This window comes from bacterium, from assembly GCA_013360215.1.
Taxonomy (GTDB): domain Bacteria; phylum CLD3; class CLD3; order SB21; family SB21; genus JABWCP01.
Genome location: JABWCP010000041.1, coordinates 1 through 18,026, shown reverse-complemented (window position 1 = coordinate 18,026; position 18,026 = coordinate 1). Strand labels below are relative to the sequence as shown.

General features: G+C 47.9%; 16 protein-coding genes and 1 tRNA gene. 14 read left to right on the top strand and 3 right to left on the bottom strand.

Annotated elements, in window-relative coordinates:
- Together HUU58_15415 and HUU58_15410 are read right to left on the bottom strand one after the other, a co-directional pair.
- Positions 1 to 405: hypothetical protein (locus tag HUU58_15415; protein NUN47062.1), on the bottom strand; the 405-nt coding region annotated here is incomplete at its 3' end.
- Between the two features lie 536 nt (positions 406 to 941).
- Positions 942 to 2,141 (bottom strand): hypothetical protein, encoded by a 1,200-nt coding sequence (locus HUU58_15410; GenBank protein NUN47061.1) that lies wholly within the window; start codon positions 2,139 to 2,141, stop codon positions 942 to 944.
- Between the two features lie 72 nt (positions 2,142 to 2,213).
- Here HUU58_15410 and HUU58_15405 point away from each other — a divergent pair, with 72 nt between their 5' ends.
- The 4 genes from HUU58_15405 (at position 2,214) to HUU58_15390 (ending at position 5,441) form a co-directional block, all read left to right on the top strand.
- A complete protein-coding gene (locus tag HUU58_15405; GenBank protein NUN47060.1) occupies positions 2,214 to 2,747 on the top strand; it encodes a DinB family protein in 534 nt (177 codons plus the stop codon).
- Between the two features lie 2 nt (positions 2,748 to 2,749).
- Positions 2,750 to 3,520, top strand: a complete 771-nt coding sequence (locus HUU58_15400) for an NRDE family protein (GenBank protein ID NUN47059.1) — start codon at positions 2,750 to 2,752, stop codon at positions 3,518 to 3,520.
- 93 nt (positions 3,521 to 3,613) lie between these two features.
- Complete coding sequence (locus HUU58_15395; GenBank protein NUN47058.1) at positions 3,614 to 4,573, top strand: hypothetical protein; 960 nt, start codon at positions 3,614 to 3,616, stop codon at positions 4,571 to 4,573.
- Between the two features lies 1 nt (position 4,574).
- On the top strand, positions 4,575 to 5,441 hold the full coding sequence (locus HUU58_15390; GenBank protein NUN47057.1) for an NAD(+)/NADH kinase: 867 nt from the start codon (positions 4,575 to 4,577) through the stop codon (positions 5,439 to 5,441).
- On the opposite strand, the gene HUU58_15385 is transcribed toward HUU58_15390, so the two are convergent.
- A complete protein-coding gene (locus tag HUU58_15385; protein ID NUN47056.1) occupies positions 5,428 to 5,697 on the bottom strand; it encodes a hypothetical protein in 270 nt (89 codons plus the stop codon). The two genes, HUU58_15390 and HUU58_15385, sit on opposite strands and share 14 nt — an antisense overlap.
- 92 nt (positions 5,698 to 5,789) lie before the next feature.
- Here HUU58_15385 and HUU58_15380 point away from each other — a divergent pair.
- The 10 genes from HUU58_15380 (at position 5,790) to HUU58_15335 (ending at position 17,906) form a co-directional block, all read left to right on the top strand.
- Positions 5,790 to 5,866, top strand: a tRNA-His gene (locus HUU58_15380).
- 109 nt (positions 5,867 to 5,975) lie between these two features.
- Positions 5,976 to 9,416 carry a DNA polymerase III subunit alpha gene (dnaE, locus tag HUU58_15375; GenBank protein NUN47055.1) on the top strand — a complete coding sequence of 1,147 codons (3,441 nt, stop codon included), beginning with the start codon at positions 5,976 to 5,978 and terminating at the stop codon, positions 9,414 to 9,416.
- Positions 9,417 to 9,491: 75 nt separating this feature from the next.
- Entirely contained in the window at positions 9,492 to 10,625 is a 1,134-nt protein-coding gene (locus tag HUU58_15370) for a phosphodiester glycosidase family protein (GenBank protein ID NUN47054.1), read from the top strand.
- A gap of 1,027 nt (positions 10,626 to 11,652) precedes the next feature.
- The gene (locus HUU58_15365; GenBank protein ID NUN47053.1) at positions 11,653 to 12,882 is read left to right on the top strand and encodes an ATP-binding protein; all 1,230 of its coding nucleotides are present in this window, start codon (positions 11,653 to 11,655) and stop codon (positions 12,880 to 12,882) included.
- Between the two features lie 39 nt (positions 12,883 to 12,921).
- Complete coding sequence (locus HUU58_15360; GenBank protein NUN47052.1) at positions 12,922 to 13,365, top strand: ACT domain-containing protein; 444 nt, start codon at positions 12,922 to 12,924, stop codon at positions 13,363 to 13,365.
- A 180-nt stretch (positions 13,366 to 13,545) separates the two neighbouring features.
- Positions 13,546 to 14,319 (top strand): enoyl-CoA hydratase/isomerase family protein, encoded by a 774-nt coding sequence (locus HUU58_15355; GenBank protein NUN47051.1) that lies wholly within the window; start codon positions 13,546 to 13,548, stop codon positions 14,317 to 14,319.
- Between the two features lie 52 nt (positions 14,320 to 14,371).
- A complete protein-coding gene (locus HUU58_15350) occupies positions 14,372 to 15,922 on the top strand; it encodes an FAD-dependent thymidylate synthase (protein NUN47050.1) in 1,551 nt (516 codons plus the stop codon).
- Between the two features lie 51 nt (positions 15,923 to 15,973).
- A complete protein-coding gene (locus HUU58_15345) occupies positions 15,974 to 16,183 on the top strand; it encodes a hypothetical protein (GenBank protein ID NUN47049.1) in 210 nt (69 codons plus the stop codon).
- Positions 16,184 to 16,204: 21 nt separating this feature from the next.
- Positions 16,205 to 16,786 (top strand): hypothetical protein, encoded by a 582-nt coding sequence (locus tag HUU58_15340; protein ID NUN47048.1) that lies wholly within the window; start codon positions 16,205 to 16,207, stop codon positions 16,784 to 16,786.
- Between the two features lie 175 nt (positions 16,787 to 16,961).
- Positions 16,962 to 17,906: a tyrosine-type recombinase/integrase gene (locus HUU58_15335; GenBank protein NUN47047.1), complete on the top strand. Its 945-nt coding sequence runs from the start codon at positions 16,962 to 16,964 to the stop codon at positions 17,904 to 17,906.
- Positions 17,907 to 18,026 lie beyond the last annotated feature (120 nt).

Genomic DNA, 18,026 nt, shown 5'->3' with positions numbered 1-18,026 from the left:
TTCCAGATCATAAAATGACAAACCGGAGTTGAGAATCTGTCCGGGTTGGAACTCGGTACCGAACTGTGTCTCACTCACGACAGGGATACCATTTTTGAGTGCACCGATCCATGCACCGGCGGCAAAGACGATACTAACATCTGAGCCACGTGGAAATATTCCTCCGGCATTATTGCCATCACCATCACTATCGGGACTGTCATACATAAATGAACCCTGATTGCGCATGGCGTAACGCCAGTTACCGGCATTGACGAATTTGATGTCAACAATATCCGGTTTACGTAGTTTGAGTTTGAGGCGGGTCTTGGCGTCAATACCGCTCTGAGCCGTGGAGTAGTGAAGTAACAAGACTGCAATAGTACTGATCGTTGTAATAACTGTTAACCATGTTGGGCGTGACATAGAGTACCCCGTTGCATTAGTAAATTCAAAGGTTTAGTGCTAACTCCTTAGATAGGTACAAACTGTAGTGAAAATATTACAAGTTTTTTATAATAATTTTCATCATATACAGCGACTTAATACCTCAGTGCAATAGATAGGTTATTGAAGTCATACAGTATTGAAATCTCAATAACGTAGAATTGAATAAATACGCTTTCCAAAGTCATTCCTAAAAATAACAGTTTTGAAAGAAATTCATATTAAATCAATGAAACAAATGTTATCCAAGTAGACGATAAATTGAACAACTCTTTGTGTATCGGTTTTCGGTTATTATTAATTTGTGCGAATAGAGGGCGATGTTCAAAAAAGTCGTACTGAAAATAAAACGATCAAGTAAGATCAGGTAAAAGTCAAAATACTACATCTAATTGGTTTTTATGAATCGTTTTATCTACACCTTTGAATTAATAGGTTAAGAAACAACTTTTTTGTGCTTGGGATTGTTATTCTTTTGATTTTTTGGAACGGACGCCTAAGTTAGCTTATCAAATTTATTCAGGCTTGCCAAAGCCATCTTTATCTATAATAAATAATACGATACCTGTATCGCGTTTCTCAGTGTTATTGGTATTAGCTCCAACCAAGAAACGTTCGTCATCCAAAGGTAAAATAGCTAAAGCATCATCGGCATATTTGCCGCCAAGCGAACGTGTCCAAAGCGTGTCTCCCTTGGACGAAATACGTGCAATGAGCATTTGTTGGTTAAGTTCGAATTTGGGGCTGATGTGGTATGAGTGGCCGACGGCGATTATGCTTTCGTCAATTAACAATACGCTTGAGGATAAAATATCGTAGTTAGTTCGACCAAAACGCTTCGACCATTCCATTGTACCGTCGGGCTTGACGCGAAATGCGTGCGCATCATAATTGATGTAGGGTACGCGCACATTGTTGCTTCGCCCTGTGATGATAAAATCACCGTTATGTAGTTCTTTGATGTCAAGACCTTCATCGCGTTGAAGGCTTTCATAGCGTGTAAAATTGATTGTTTGAAATGATGAAGATACACGAAGTATGAATGCATCATATGTTTCATCACTGATATATCCGGTAATAGCCAAACCACCATCAGAGGTTGCCGTTGCTCCCAACATGCGTTCAGAAGTAGTCCCGCCAAACGTATAAGACCCCAGGCTATCGCCGTCGGAATTAACGGTCAAAACCCAAATATCACTTCCTCCCGCGCCGAAACTGGATGTATTGGCTAAGATGGCAAATTTATTCGCTTGTATTTTTATAATTCGACGGACTTCTTCATTGTTGAAGCCGCCATACAGTCTGGTCCAGAGTACATCACCCTGATGAGAAAGTCGCGCGAGTAAAACATCAAATTGCCCCGTCGTCGTACGCAACGAACCGACAACAAGAAATCCACCGTCGGCAGTTTCAACGATATCCATCCCCGAATCATTACCGGAAGTCCCTAACGCCTTGGTCCAAATCATGCGAAGCGCCGCATCAAGGCGGATTATTACGATTTCGTTAGTTATTCTAAAACTATCGGATCGGCCGACGATGACAAAACCTTCATCGGATGTACGATGCATGGACTGCAAAAAATCATTACCCTCAAAATCAATGCGCGTATGGATCGGTAATTCCTTATGCCATTGATACGATTCGCAGCCATACCACGAAAGATTGACAATAAGGGCAAGCGAGATCAATAAAGTTTTTAATCGCGTAATCAAAAAAATACTTTCAATCCTAATTATATCGCAATATAATCGTATGATTACTTAACTGCAAAACATACAAAACCAATGATCTCAATATTATCTTCCAAATGGTCCCGCATTGAGGCGAACAAAACTTATTTTGTGACCTGTGTGCAGGCTATGAATGAACATCAATCGCATTGGCGACCTAAACTCGATGCGTGGCATGCACTGGATGTATTGCAACATCTGGTTTTAGTCGAGGAAGGCATGGTCAAACAATTGCATCATCGGGAAGCCATTCTTCATAAAAAAACCGTTTTACCTAAAATCATCGGTCTGCCGGCTTATTGGTTGACGTTTCGTATGGGGATGCGGGTCAAAGCGCCGGTCAAATCCGTACTGCCACAAGAAGTTATGTCGTTAGCGATGTGCGTGCAACGTTGGGATGCGGTGCGTGACGTGATGAAAAATTTTCTTGAAACCATCACATCAGAAACCGAAGGAGCGATTTATTTTTATCACCCGATCACCGGGCAACGCACTTGTGAACAAATGCTGGATTTCTTATACGATCACCTCCGGCATCATCAGGCGCAGATGCGCCGCATTATGCACCACCCCAAATATCCGGCCTGACCATGTGCCTTGTTGTCTGGGCTTTAGCAGCCCATCCCCAATACCGCCTGATCGTCGCCGCCAACAGGGACGAATTTTACGCGCGCCCGACGGAAGTTTCGAAGTGGTGGGCGGATCATAATAGCCTACTTGCTGGACGTGATTTGCAAGGCGGCGGTACGTGGATGGGCGTGACGCGCGGCGGACGATTTGCCGTGATTACCAATTTTCGGGATCCGAGTTCTGAAAAAAAACGCGCTACGACACGCGGGCGATTAGTCGAACAATTTCTGCGCTCCGAGGAAGCGCCGGATAAATATGTGCATGCCGTAGTTTCCCAAGGCGAGTCCTACAACGGCTTCAATCTCATCGTGGCCGATCCGTCCCGTATGGCGTATGTCACCAATACGCAACCCGGTTGGTCATGGGTTGAACCGGGTATCTACGGTCTCAGTAATCATCGTCTGGATACACCGTGGCCCAAAGTCGCCCGCACCAAAAAACGATTTTCGGAAATTTTGCGTAGCAATGAACCCGATACGGATGCGATCATGGATATGATGTCCGATCTCGAAACTGCGCCGGACAAAGATCTGCCGGTGACCGGGGTAGGTATCGAGTGGGAACGCAAACTGTCACCGGTATTTATTCAGATGCCTAATTACGGTACGCGCACCACGACGATTTTTATGGAAGATCATACCGGGCGATGTACATGGATAGAGCGCACGTGGGATCCCGTTTTAGAACGATTTACATTGCACCGGTATGCATGGCATCGAACGGATTTGTAAACGAACAGCATTTTTTGTAGCCGATCCGAATATATCCGAACTTAAAGCCTTGCATTGCCATTGTATATCAATTTTTATACATTAGCCGCGCTTATGAAAAATTTATTTAATACCAAAATATACGCACTTTTGATCATTGCGGCGGCGCCGTTGCAAGCCCAGTCGGACGTGTCGGTGACGGCGCGTACAAACCGGGATACTGTCGCGATCGGTGAAAATTTTGTGTATGAACTCAATATCCGCGTGCCGGATACATCCGTACCCATTGGCGAACCGGCGGCTGATTTTTCCGATGCGGAAGTGGTACAGATTCGGCGTTTGGAACCCCTAACCAAAGACGGTACACGGGAAGAAAAAATCCAGTACATCTTATCCGGTTTCAAACTCGAGCCGATTGCGATTCCCGGGCCGTCGCTGCGTTATCTGATCGGTAAAGATACGCTTTTTCTGCGGGCGAACGATAAGACGATTTTTATTCGTTCGGAATTAGACAGTGCGATGACCGATATCCAACCGGAGAAGCCGATTTTTTACGGCGAAGTGCGTTGGTGGTTGATCGCACTGTATGTCCTGATAACCATCGGTGTATTGGCGGGCGCGGCGTGGCTGATTTACCGTTGGTACAAAAAGCGGCAGGAATTAAAAAACCGACCGAAACCCGAACCGGTTGTGATTCCCAAAAAACCGCACGAAGCGGCGCTCGAGGCGCTGGATGCTTTGAAAATCAGCGGTTATCCGGAGCGCGGCGATATGAAACTCTGGCATAGCGAAGCGTCCACCATCATTCGTACCTATATCGAAAAACAATTTGGCGTACCTGCGCTGGAGACGACGACATCCGAACTCATACCGTCTTTAAAACGGTCAAAGGTCATCGCGGACGCCGAAGTCACGGTATTGCGCCGCATGCTGGAAGTGTGCGATCTGGCCAAGTTTGCCAAGTACATGCCGTCGGTAGATGATTGTTATGAATTGCTGGAGCTCGCTTATTCGTTTGTTCGCCACACGATGCCGACCGGCGAAGCACAGCCTGAAGTTAAAACGGGAGTTTGACATGCGTCTGGGAATTATCATCAATACGGAAAAAGAAAGTGTGATCGCCATGCTTCCGGATTTTCTGGAGTGGCTTACCGCGCGGCATTACAAGTTTATGGTCAATACCGATGCGGAAGAATTTATCCGCGCCCGTACCTCCGACAAAACGGTGTTTGCCGATACGCGCACGCTCGTCGAAGCGTCGGATGTTCTGATATCCTTTGGGGGCGACGGCACTTTGCTCTCCACGGCCAAAATGGTCGGTACCGCACAAAAACCGATCCTCGGCGTCAATGTCGGAAAATTGGGTTTTTTGACGGAGATCGAAACGAAAGAGTTGCATCATGCGATCGAGCGCCTGCACGACGGCAAATATACGCGTGAAAAACGTATGGTACTGGAGATCACGCTCGGTATGCGCACATTTTACGCGCTCAATGATGCCGTGATCATGCGTGGCAATGACGGCCGCGTGATCCAAATCGGCGTGGATGTCAATAATGCGTTTCTCAATAATTATATTGCCGATGGACTCATCATCGCGACGCCGACGGGTTCGACCGCGTATTCGCTTTCAGCCAACGGGCCCATCATGAGCCCGACGATCGAAGCGATCATCGTCAATCCGATCTGCCCGCACACGCTCACCATGCGGCCTTTGGTGATCAATTCCGAACACGACGTGCGATTGACGTTGCGTTCCGAAGACCGCGCGCTTGTCTCTATAGACGGGGTCGTCGAAGCGGAACTTTCGCACAACGATACCTTAACGATTCGTGAAGCAAAACACTTTGTGCATCTTGTGCGTTTCGGCGAGCGCAATTTTTTTGATGTGCTGCGCGGCAAACTGCATTGGGGCGAAGACGACCGCGTCAATAGCCGCTAGATTCATGTTGTACAAATAGCCACAGTACGCCAATCGTTCCCACCACCAGAAAAAAAGTTCCCAGCGCATACCCGCGTTCTACTTCTTTGATATTGGTAAAATTTTCCGATTGGTTGACGAGCGGAAACGGTAGCACGACACGGATTTCGTTACCTGTATGGTTTACCAATATCAATAACCACAGTGGTGCCTGTCCCGCCAGAGGACGGGACATCAAGGCAAAGAAAGTAATGATTGGATTTAATCCACATAGCATACAAGGTGCTGAAATAAGTTCATAGAGATTGATAAAACCCAATTTCCCCTTGCAAATATAAATGCGGTACACTATCTTCGGCACGTTTCATGGCGGGCGTAGCTCAGCAGGTTAGAGCGTCAGGTTGTGGCCCTGAAGGCCGCGGGTTCGAGCCCCGTCGCTCGCCCCATCGAAAAGATCCCATCCAATGCGGAGTTGAATCAACTTCGCATTTTGTTTTTTGGCGGGATTGTTTATTTTGTCTTACGGTGTCTTCCCAATAAATTAATCCTGACCCGATGTCCGACTTCATACATCTTCATAATCATTCCGATTACAGTCTTCTGGACAGTTGTTGTCCGGTGGATGACCTCGTACAAGCCGCCGAGCAGCATCAGATGAAAGCGCTGGCGCTGACCGATTACGGCAATCTTTTTGGCGCGGCCCAATTTTTCAGTGCGGCCAAAGCCAAAAACATCAAGCCCATCATCGGTATGGAAGCTTACCTCGCGCCCGACCGGTTGGAAAAAAGCAAACTCATCTATCATATCGTGCTTTTCGCCAAAGATCAGCAGGGTTATCAAAATTTAGTCGCACTGACGTCGCAGAGTTACATGGACGGTTTTTATTATAAACCGCGTATTGATAAAACCCTGCTTCGCGCGCATGCCGCGGGATTGATCGGTACATCGGCATGCCTCAAAGGAGAAATTCCCCAGCGTCTGATGCACGGGCAATACGAGGAAGCCAAAGCTTTGGCGCTGGAATATCTGGAAATATTTCAAGGTGATTTTTATCTCGAAATTCAGCGGCACGGACTGGCGTTAGATGCGGTGGTCAATGACGGCATGCAGCGGTTATCCCGAGAGCTGAATATCCCGATGATCGCTACCAACGATGTGCATTACCGTGAAAAAGCAGATGCTACGGCGCATGAAATATTACTTTGTATTCAGGCGGGTAAAACCATCACCGATGTGACGCGTCCCAAGTATCCCGGCGATACGTTTTATTTCCGTTCACCCGCAGAGATGAAAAATCTCTTTAAGGATGTTCCTTCGGCGATCGAAAACACGCTCGCCTTGGCGGAAAAAATTTCCTTTAAAATGGAATTTGGTAAATCCCAATTGCCCGTTTTCGGATTGCCGGAAGGATTTACTTCGGAAAATGAGTACCTCGCGCATTTGGCCAACGCCGGGCTTCGCAAAAAAATGGGCGAAACGATTTCCGAAGATGCACAAAAACGGTTGGATTACGAATTGGCCATGATCGCCAAAATGGGTTTCCCTGGATATTTTCTCATCGTGCAGGATTTTATCAATGCGTCGCGTCAGATGGGAGTGGCGGTGGGTCCGGGCCGCGGTTCGGCCGCGGGCAGTCTCGTGTCGTACGCCATCGGTATCACCGACGTGGATCCTATGCGCTATCAGTTGCTGTTCGAGCGGTTCCTCAATCCCGAACGTGTTTCCATGCCCGATATCGATATTGATTTTGATGATCGCAATCGGGGCAAAGCCATCGAATACGTGCAGCAAAAATACGGTACCGATCATGTGGCGCAGATCATCACGTTTGGTACGATGGCCGCACGCGGTGTCATCCGCGATGTGGCGCGGGCGCTCACGATACCGCTCAGCGAAGCCGATCGCATTGCTAAAATGATTCCCAAACGGTTGGACATCACGCTCGAAAAAGCGGTCGCCGAAGTACCCGAAATGAAAGCGCTGGAAACGCATGAAGACGAACGTATGCGTTCGCTGATCAATGTCTCGCGGTCGCTGGAAGGATTGATTCGCCAGCCCGGTGTTCATGCGGCCGGTGTCGTGATCACACCCAAACCCATGCGCGAATTGGTGCCGATCTACAAATCCGCCAAGGACGAAATTTCGACCCAGTTTGACAAAGACTGGGTGGAAAAAATCGGGCTGCTCAAAATGGACTTCCTCGGGTTGGCGACGCTCACGATTTTGGAAGATGCCAAAAAACTAATTCGCCAAAATTACAATGTGGATGTTGATTTTGACCGCATTCCGCTGGATGACAAAAAGACGTTCGATCTGTTTTGGCGCGGTGAAACCACCGGGATTTTTCAGTTTGAATCCCAGGGTATGACCGAATACATGAAGCAACTCAAACCCACGACGATAGACGATCTGATCGCGATGAACGCTTTGTATCGTCCGGGGCCGATGGAATTCATCCCCCAGTATATCGCCCGGAAAAACGGCAAAGAACCGGTGGACTGTTTTCATTCCAATCTGGAGCCGTATCTCAAATCCACCTACGGGGTTATCGTGTACCAGGAGCAGGTGATGCAAGTCGCGCAGGAGTTGGCCGGTTTTTCGCTTGGCAAAGCGGATGTCGTGCGGCGTATCATGTCCAAGAAAAAACCGGATGAACTGGCCAAGATCAAACCCGAATGGGTGGATGGCGCCGTCGCCCGCGGTTACAAAAAAGAATTGGCTGAAAAAATATTTGAAATCCTCGTTCCGTTTTCCAATTACGCATTCAACAAATCCCACTCGGCAGCGTACGCGATCGTAGCGTACCAGACGGCGTACCTCAAAGCCCATTACCCGGGCGAATTTATGGCCGCCGTCCTCACCAGTGAAATGGCCAATACGGACCGCATCGCCGTTCTCATCCATGCGTGCCGCGATATGGGCGTGGAGGTGCTCCCGCCGGATGTCAATGAATCCATGGCGGAGTTTTATGTCAAAGCCAATAATATCCGTTTTGGTCTGGGTGCGGTCAAAAATGTGGGTCTCGGTGCGATCGAATCCATCCTGCAGGCACGCGAAAAATCGGGCCGTTTCAAATCCGTTTTCGATTTGGCAGAGCGCGCCGATCTGCGATTGGTCAATAAAAAAGTTCTCGAAAGTCTGATTCAGGCGGGTGCCTGCGATTCGTTCACGGGCCACCGCGCACAGATGTTTTTGGCTATCGAAAAAGCGTTGAGCTACGGCCAAAAAATGCAACAGCAGGCCAATTCCGATCAGGTGGATATTTTCGGTCAGGCCGTCCAGTCGGAATCGCGTGTGGATATCGCCGCGATCGGTTTGCCTGAAGCGCCGCGCTGGACGCATGCCGAGATGCTTCAAAAAGAAAAAGAACTGTTGGGATTTTATGCGTCGGGTCATCCGCTGGATCGTTACCGTGCGGAGATCGAAGCGTTTAGCACCTACCACTTTGATGACGAGCACGAATTGCGCGAAGGTGAACCTATTCGCCTCGGTGGTATGATCGCCGAGATGCGCCAGATCTTTGATAAAAAAGGCAATCCGATGGCATTTGTGACGCTCGAAACGTTCGGCGGAAAAATGGAATCGGTAGTCTTTGCCAGTGTGATGAAAGAATGCCAGCCGATGCTGCGCAAAGATCACGTGGTCATGCTGACCGGTAAAGTCTCGATACGAAACGAAGCGCCGAGTATTATCTGCGATGGGATATACCCCATCGGGGAAACCTATCAGCGCATCCGCTCCCGCGTGCAGATCCACATCGCACAGGACATTCTCCAAAACGGTATTTTGGATAACCTCACCGCGCTTTTACAAAAAGCCCAATCGGCTAATCCTGCAACGTCCTGCGAAGTCGTCCTCTGTCTGGATTTTCCCGAAAAAAACATCATCGCCCACTACAAAGTGTCCCGCTACAAAATCACGCCGACGCCGGACATACTCCAGCAGATCCAGTTACTCATCGGTCAGGGAAAAATCGTAGTCAAAGCACTTGCTTGATCGGATGCCGTCTTTTCCCGCCGAAGGCATGATATTCCGCTTGCAAGAAATCTCTCGATTAACGATGTTTGCACCATGTTGAAATTTGCAAAATGGTTACCGCTTTGGATTATACTTTGTTCGGGGGGGAGCGGTTGTACCGGCGGGGAAACCCGCGAAGCGGAAGAAATCGCCTCGGAATTGAAATACATCCGCATCATCCAGCATGCCGTACCCAATACGATTCACATTCTCGAGTTAGATTGGCCTTCTACGCGGTGGACAGTCAAAGCCGTCAAAGCCGGGGATCATATCTATGACACCGAACCCCTTACCAAAGTAGCGGCTTCCATACCCGGAACTATTGCCGCGATCAATGGAGATTTTTTTTCACAGGAAGGAAGCCCTTCCGGTGCGTTGGTAAGCGATGGCGTCTGGATCAAAAACGGTGCGGAGATATGGTCGTCGGTCGGATTCACACAAAGCGGTCGCGTGTATTTTGAAGCGATTCGTCCGAGTGCGCATTTCAAAGCCACGGGTGAACGTGTAACTTCCGTGCAAGGTGTTAACCGTCCCCGCCTGGACAATGAAATTATTTTGTACAATGATTATTATGGCCGCTCGACGGCAACCAATAATTTCGGCACGGAAGTCCGGCTGAGCGTCAGAAAAATTCCCGAAGCATGGGATCGGCCGATCGAAGCGATCGTACGCGAAGTGGATTCGGCCCAAGGCGATCATCCGCTGGACGATTCCACCTGGATTTTGAGCGGGCATGGCGCGGCCAATATGCAACGGCTTCGTCGCATGCGCCCGGGTATGGTCGTGCGTATTGATATGGAAAGCGGCCTGCCGCATAGAGACCTGCGCCAATTGATCGGTGCTTATCCGGTGCTCGTTCGGGAAAAGAAAAGTATTCTCGACGGCGCATTGCTCAATAAAGAATTTGCACGCAATGCCAATGCCCGCACGGCGATCGGCTATTCCGAAGCAAGAAAAAAACTGATTTTGGTATGCGTGGACGGCAAGCAAGCTAACTACAGCGTGGGTATGAACCTGACGGAACTGGCCGACTTGATGATCGCGCTCGGTTGCGAATCGGCCTCCAATCTTGATGGCGGCGGTTCCACAGCCATGCTTATTCGTGATCGTTTGGTCAATCGCCCTTCGGACAGCGGATTAGAGCGCCCGATTTCCGATGCGCTCGTCATTGTAAGCGCCGATAATTAATGCGCAACGAAGTGACCGATAAAAGCATATCCTCGCAAAGCCGCAAAGTAGAGTTGAATCTTTAAGTATATTACTTTGTGCCTTGGCGTCTTAGCGAGCGGGTATAGCGCAACGAAGCGACCGATAAAAAACATATCCTCGCAAAACCGTAAAGCAGAGTTGAATTTTAATCAGTATATTACTTTGTACCTTGGCGCCTTAGCGAGCGGGTATTGCACAACGAAGCGACCGATAAAAAACATATCCTCGCAAAGTCGCAAAGTAGAGTTGAATTTTAATCAGTATATTACTTTATGCCTTGGCGTCTTAGCGAGCGGGTATTGCGCAACGAAGTGACCAATAAAAAACATATCCTCGCAAAGTCGCAAAGCAGAGTAGAATTTTAATCAGTATATTTCTTGTGTCTTGACGCCTTAGCGAGCAGGTATAGCGCAACGAAGTGACCGAAAAAAACATCCTCGCAAAGTCGCAAAGCAGAGTTGAATCTTTATGTATATTACTTTGCACCTTGGCGCCTTAGCGAGCGGGTATTGCACAACGAAGCGACCGATAAAAACATATCCTCGCAAAGTCGCAAAGCAGAGTTGAATTTTTAAGTATATTACTTTGCACCTTAGCGTCTTAGCGAGCAGGTATTGCACAATGAAGCGACCGATAAAAAACATATCTTCGCAAAGCCGTAAAGCAGAGTTGAATTTTAATCAGTATAATTCTTTGCATCTTGGCGCCTGAGCGAGTGGGTATTGTGCAACGAAGCGGCCGAAAAAAACATCCTCGCAAAGCCGCAAAGCAGAGTTGAATTTTAATCAGTATATTACTTTGTGTCTTGGCGCCTTAGCGAGCGGGTATTGTGCAACGAAGCGACCGAAAAAAACATCCTCGCAAAGCCGCAAAGCAGAGTTGAGTTTTAATCAGTATATTTCTTGTGCCTTGGCGCCTTAGCGAGCGGGTTTTCCGCAGGCTTGCCGAACCGAAATGATCGCGGATTCATATATAAACTGACGGGTAAAATTAACACCCAACCGATGTGAAAAAAGAAACATCCGATTCATCCCGCAATACACGCACGGTGTACGACCCATACCGTCTCAATATCAATATCAAAAGCGGCCTTTTCGCCGTCGCGATACTGATGATATTCGGTGTCGTATTATATACGCAGTACGTCGTTGAAAAACTCCGCGGCGATTCACGCCACCTTGTGCGCATCTACACCCATCTTATCGCGCATATCGGCGAAGGCGATCCCAACGGCGAATACAGCTTTATGTTTGATGAAATCATCAAACGCATTGATTTTCCCATCATCAATACCGATCCCACGGGCGAACCGCTGTCCTGGCGCAATATTCCCGGCGTTTCCGGGGATACGATGACGGCGGAAACGCGCGAAAAACTGACATCGGTGATGAAAGAAATGGATGCGCTGAATACGCCGCTGCCGATTTTGTACGAACAAAACGTTCTCGGTTATATTCACTACGATACGGATACGCGGTTAATCCGCCAACTGGCGTGGCTTCCATATATTGAGATCGGCCTTGTCGGTGCGTTTATTCTGATCGGATACATCGGGTTTAGCAATATCAAGCGCAGCGAGCAGCGTTCGATCTGGGTGGGTATGGCCAAAGAAACAGCGCATCAGTTGGGTACGCCGCTGTCATCCATGTTGGGCTGGATCGAATTATTGCGCGAGCAATCTGAAAAACGCGAAAGTACGATGAAGATTTTGCAGGAAATGGAAGTGGACCTGCGGCGATTGGATCGTGTCGTGGCGCGTTTTTCACAGATCGGATCGGCGTCGGATTTGCGTCGTCAGCCGGTCGTTTCGATTTTGCAGGAAACCGCCGGGTATTTTCGCCGCCGTCTCCCGCAGACCAAACAAATCGTCATCGAAGAAAATTACGACGGCGATCCGGCCATTTTTATCAACGCTCAATTGCTCGGATGGGTTATCGAAAACTTAGTCAAAAACGCCGTGGACGCGATCGAAAAACCCCAGGGCATTATCAAATTGTCCTTGAGTAAATCGGGAGATTCTGTGTACATTGACGTCGCCGATGATGGACGCGGCATTGATCCCGATAATTTCAAAAATGTATTTCGTCCCGGCTTCAGTACCAAAAAACGTGGCTGGGGCCTCGGCTTGAGTTTGGCCAAACGGATTGTCGAAGATTACCATCGGGGCAAAATATTTGTCAAAGAAAGCCGCCCGGGTTTGGGTACGACGATGCGTATTCAGCTCAAAACCGATTAACTGGAAACCATTTTTTTAACCATAACAGTATAAACCACGATGAACGAACAGGAAATCCGCAAGATCGTCGAAGAAGCGCGCCGCCAGCTCGGCGCACAAGCATCGGATGAAACCGTAAAACACGTTGCCATGGAAGCAATTCGTCGGCTTGACGGCGACAAAGGGTACGTGCAGGAACATCACAGCACGTTTCGTTACCTCAATCGCACCGAAGGCCGCATCATTGTGACGGCATTCGGCAAAAACGGCCCCGGCATTATTTCCAATATTTCGCAGACACTCACCGATTGCCGTTGCGACATTTTGGATGTCAGCCAAAAAATCATGCAGGAATTTTTTACGCTGATGATGCTCGTGGATATCAAAAACGCCGCATGCCCCTTTGGCACCATCAAAGAAAATCTGGCACGTACCAGCGAAACTTTGGGTATCCGTATTCTGGCGCAACATGAAGACGTTTTCAAAGCGATGCACCGGATTTAATGGTTTGTTCAAAGCAAACAAGATACGAATAGGAACCGTTTTGAAATGGCGGTTTCTCCGCTGCCGTGATTTTCTTTTGGCTCTTTTCTTCGTATCAAGCCAAAGAAAAGAACATAAATGATGAGATTTCGGCGAATCTAAAAAAACGCTAACAAGGAATGACCAAGAAAATAAGTGCATATGCAAAATATAAACTACACCAACGATAACGGTATCATTACCATCGGATTGCGCCGCCCCAAAGTCAACGCGCTCAATCGTGAATTGCTCTGGGAGTTATCCGAAGCCTGCGATCGTATTCGACAGGATGACACGGCGCGTGTTGTGATTCTGCGTTCGGAATTGGATAATTTTTGCGCCGGTGCCGATTTGAAAGAACGGCAGGGCATGAGCGAATCCGATGTCAAAAAATTTGTCCGTTACGTCATCGGTGGTACCATTCACAAAATCGGCGACCTCGAATTACCGACCATCGCAGCCGTCAACGGCAGTGCGCTGGGCGGAGGATGTGAGTTGGCTCTGGCGTGCGACTTTCGAATTTTTTCCGAGGATGTTAAAACCGGTTTACGCGAAACGGCGCTCGGTATTATTCCCGGCGCCGGCGGTACGCAGCGTTTGCCGCGACTTATCGGATATCAGAAAGCCTTGCACTGGATACTCACCGCACGCGTATTTACGGCGCAGGAAGCCCTGCACGATGGTGTGGCGATGGAAGTTTGCGCATTGAACGAACTGCATACGCGAGCGCAAGCCTTGGCAGAGGAGATACTGGCCAATGCGCCTATCGCTGTACGACAGGCCAAAAAAGCCGTGCGTTTGGGTTTGGGTACGAGCCTGCAAAATGCGCTGGAGATCGAAAACGAATGCTACAACGATGTGATACCGACCGAGGATCGCCTCGAAGCGTTAAAAGCATTCAGTGAAAAACGTAAACCGAACTGGAGCAACCGTTAAGTGAACGGGCGCGACATCGAAGTGAAATAATCAAAACAGGGCTGCTAAAACATTGCATACATTTCTTTCCCCAAAACCGCACGTAGTACTTTCAAAATCGTTTTCGACGCCGTTCCAAAATGCGATCGCTACGGCGCGCACGTGTTATTCGGCCAAAGGTATTGTTCGCGACGAGCAGATCACCGATAAACATGTACCGCTCGCGCAAAGCGTGTATCAGGCCGGCCATCACACAGTCTTCTCGCATGCGTATTTCCAATTCGAATTGGCCAATGTCTCCCGTCAGTTTTTGTGGACGTTTTTACACAGCCATCCGTTTTATAATTCGGAACAGGTCAGTCAGCGGTATGTGGAAGTCAAGCCCGATACGTTTTTGATACCTGCGCTGGAGGGTGAAGCGCTGGCGATTTACCGTGAAGCGATTGCCTTTCAAACCGCCGCGTATTTTAAACTCAATGAGATGCTGCGTCCGTCGGCGGAGGCGGCCTATTTCAAGCGCTTTCCTGCCAGAGCCAAAGTGCGCGAAAAGTATGCGAAGGAAATTCAAAAAAAATGCCAGGAAATTGCGCGATACGTTTTACCGGTGGCGGCGTTTTCGTATTTGTATCACACGGTAAGCGGCATCACACTGTTGCGATATTATCGCTTGTGCAATCAGATGGACACGCCCGTCGAACAGCGCGTCGTCGTCGAGCAGATGGTGCAGGAGATGATACGTTTAGACCCGATGTACAAAGCGATTCTTGAAGAAGCATTGCCCATCGAAGAAACCCCGGAATATTTATTTTATCAGGCGCATCCGGATTTTTATGATGACGCCGGCCGCAAAGCGTTCGCTGTCGAGTTTGATCGGAGCCTTGATGGCCGTATGTCAAAACTGGTGGATTACAAAATCAATAACGAAGCCGTTGTTGCCCAAAGTGTGCGGGAAGTGTTGGGTCTCACCCGTGAGCGTCTCTCGGATGCGGATGCGATCGCTTTGGCGCTGGACCCTTCGAAAAATAAATTGTACGGCGAATCGCTCAACCTGACAACGATGTCCAAAATAACGCGTTCGTTGGTGCACGCACACTATACGTTTCGCAAAAAAATAAGCCATGCCGCCGACTCGCAGGATCAGCGGCATCGTATGACGCCGGGTTCACGCCCTATTCTCACGGCACATCGTTTGGCTGAGCCGGATTACATCACACCGGCGTTGATTTTGGAAGACGCAAACGTTCACACGTATTATGACGAGGTCATGACGCGAACATGGGAATATATCGCACGTCTGCGTGCACATCATGTGTCGGACGAAAATGCAATGTATCTTTTGCCCAATGCCGTGGCCATACGTTTTACGGAATCCGCAGATCTGCAAAACCTGCATCACAAAATGGCAATGCGCCTGTGTTATCTGGCGCAGGAAGAAATCTGGCGAGCATCGGTGGACGAAACACAACAAATCCAGCAAGTCAATCCCGTGATTGGAAATCTGCTTTTACCGCCGTGCGGTATAAGGCTTCGCGCGGGCATGCGTCCGTATTGCCCCGAGGGCGACCGTTTTTGTGGCGAAAGAGTTTGGACGATGACGTTAGATCAATATCAACGCGTAATATGATTTGAGTTTTTGGGATAGACTCTCCAAAAATAACTAAACGAGGAGTAAAATATGAGAAAGCACATCATGATGCTTGCCGTGCTTGCCTTGTGGGGCATTGCGGCATGCGGTGAAAAAAAACCTTCCGCTGAAGAATTGGATCACAAAGAAGCCGTACGGATTGATTCCGTCGCCAACGATCTCAACGCGTCGACCGAAAATCTCCAACAGCAGGTAGATGAAACGGAAAAAGCCGTAGACGATTTACTCAAAGACATTTAACCGCAACGTGAGGATAAAAACATGAAAACCACTGCAAAATTATTTGTTTTGGCCGTACTCACGCTCGCGTTAAGCGCCGGTCGTGCGATGGCCCAAAATCCTAACGCCGAAAAAGGCAAAACAAACAAAGAAGAAAAAGCCGATAAACTAAAGAATCGCGAATCGGCAGAAGAAAGTTTTAAACCCAAAAAAGAAAAAGAAGAGAACGACGATAAAAAGCCGGGCGAAAAAGGCAAGGCGGATGATATAGAAAATAAAGGCAATGCCTACGGGAAAAACAAAGGCGAGATGAGCGGCAAGGAATTCGGAAAAATGCGCTCCGCCGATGCGAAAATGAAAATGAAAGAAAAGCGTAAAAATGCGCATGAAAAAATAGCCGGTGCCGAAGAGAAAATTACCGCGACCGAAGCGCGTATTAAAACGGCAAAAGAAAATGTCGAAAAAAAGAAAAAATCCGGACAACTCAAAGGCGATAAACTCAAAGAAAAAGAAGATAAAATCAAAGCCGCTGAAGAAAAGATCGCCAAACTCAAAGACCTTGTTGGTAAAGAAAAAGATAAATTAACTAAAATTCCTGACGAATCTGCGCCGGCAGTACCATAGTTAAATTAGTTTTTAAGCGTAATACGTAAGGCTTCATCAATATGTGATGAAGCCTTTTTGTTTTATCGCTGACGTGGATCGCAATTTCCTTTTTTTTTTCTTGACCTCAAAATACCGTTGTGTTAAGTTTCTTCAGGGATGGGTCTATTCTTCAATAAATTCTCTGGGTGGTTACATGAAAGCTTTCATCGAAATGCTCAAGCTTCGTCGGTATAGTTCCAATACTTTGGGTGCTTACGAAATGCAGCTCAAGCGTCTTTTCACGCATTACAAAGATCGTTTGCCGTCGTCTCTCACGGAACACGATATGCTTATGTATATACAAGACGTGCTGGTTCCGGCGGGTGTTTCGCCGTCATATCAAAATCAAGCGATCAACGCATTCAAATGTTACTTTGAAAATTTTCTCGGTCGCGAAAAAATGAATTTGGCATATCAGCGTGCGCGCGTTACAGTGCGTTTGCCGGTTGTTCTGAGTCAGGATGAGTTGCGCGGTATTTTTGCTTCCGTCAAAAATATGAAGCATCGCTGTGTTCTTTTTTTGATCTATTCCTCGGGTTTGCGTGTCGGTGAAGCGGTGAACCTGAACGTTAACGACATTGATTCCAGACGTATGCTGCTTCATATTCGTAATGGTAAAGGTGGAAAGGATCGGTTTACTATTTTATCCGATCAGGCTTTGAAGCTTTTAAGAGATTATTACAAACAGTGTCGGCCAAAAAAATATCTCTTTGAAGGAGTCCATGGTGGTCGGTATAGCGTGCGTTCGATCCAGCAAATGTTTACAAACGCGGCTTCCCGTGCCGGCATTCAAAAAAGAGTATCTGTACATTCGTTGCGCCATAGTTTTGCTACGCATCTTTTAGAATCGGGGGTGGATATTCGCTATATACAGGAGTTGCTTGGTCACGAGAGTTCCAAAACCACCGAAATTTATACCCATGTAAGCAGCCGCGAGCTTTCTAAAATAGAGAGCCCATTGGATCGTTGGTACACCGACCACCCCAAAACGGGTATCGTACGGGAGGGTGATCCCACCATCCTCAACGCTATTGCGCATATTACCCGAAAATGGCGTCTTTTACGCAATACGCATATTACTCGACTACGTACCCTATAAACGCAATTCATATACTAAATAGTTATCCGAAACTCTGCTAATTAAGATTGTAAGTGTTGGAGGATTTAAAATGGACAGTACGACTACCGACAAGATGTATCTTGATTCAGTAATTGTTAT

Excerpts from the sequence above, each read along its gene's own strand:
- HUU58_15370 (NUN47054.1), top strand. The coding sequence starts at position 9,492 with ATGTTGAAATTTGCAAAATGGTTACCGCTTTGGATTATACTTTGTTCG.
- HUU58_15390 (NUN47057.1), top strand. The coding sequence starts at position 4,575 with ATGCGTCTGGGAATTATCATCAATACGGAAAAAGAAAGTGTGATCGCC.
- HUU58_15405 (NUN47060.1), top strand. The coding sequence starts at position 2,214 with ATGATCTCAATATTATCTTCCAAATGGTCCCGCATTGAGGCGAACAAA.
- HUU58_15355 (NUN47051.1), top strand. The coding sequence starts at position 13,546 with ATGCAAAATATAAACTACACCAACGATAACGGTATCATTACCATCGGA.
- HUU58_15335 (NUN47047.1), top strand. The coding sequence starts at position 16,962 with ATGAAAGCTTTCATCGAAATGCTCAAGCTTCGTCGGTATAGTTCCAAT.
- HUU58_15345 (NUN47049.1), top strand. The coding sequence starts at position 15,974 with ATGAGAAAGCACATCATGATGCTTGCCGTGCTTGCCTTGTGGGGCATT.
- HUU58_15395 (NUN47058.1), top strand. The coding sequence starts at position 3,614 with ATGAAAAATTTATTTAATACCAAAATATACGCACTTTTGATCATTGCG.
- HUU58_15340 (NUN47048.1), top strand. The coding sequence starts at position 16,205 with ATGAAAACCACTGCAAAATTATTTGTTTTGGCCGTACTCACGCTCGCG.
- HUU58_15385 (NUN47056.1), bottom strand. The coding sequence starts at position 5,697 with ATGCTATGTGGATTAAATCCAATCATTACTTTCTTTGCCTTGATGTCC.
- HUU58_15360 (NUN47052.1), top strand. The coding sequence starts at position 12,922 with ATGAACGAACAGGAAATCCGCAAGATCGTCGAAGAAGCGCGCCGCCAG.
- dnaE (NUN47055.1), top strand. The coding sequence starts at position 5,976 with ATGTCCGACTTCATACATCTTCATAATCATTCCGATTACAGTCTTCTG.
- HUU58_15400 (NUN47059.1), top strand. The coding sequence starts at position 2,750 with ATGTGCCTTGTTGTCTGGGCTTTAGCAGCCCATCCCCAATACCGCCTG.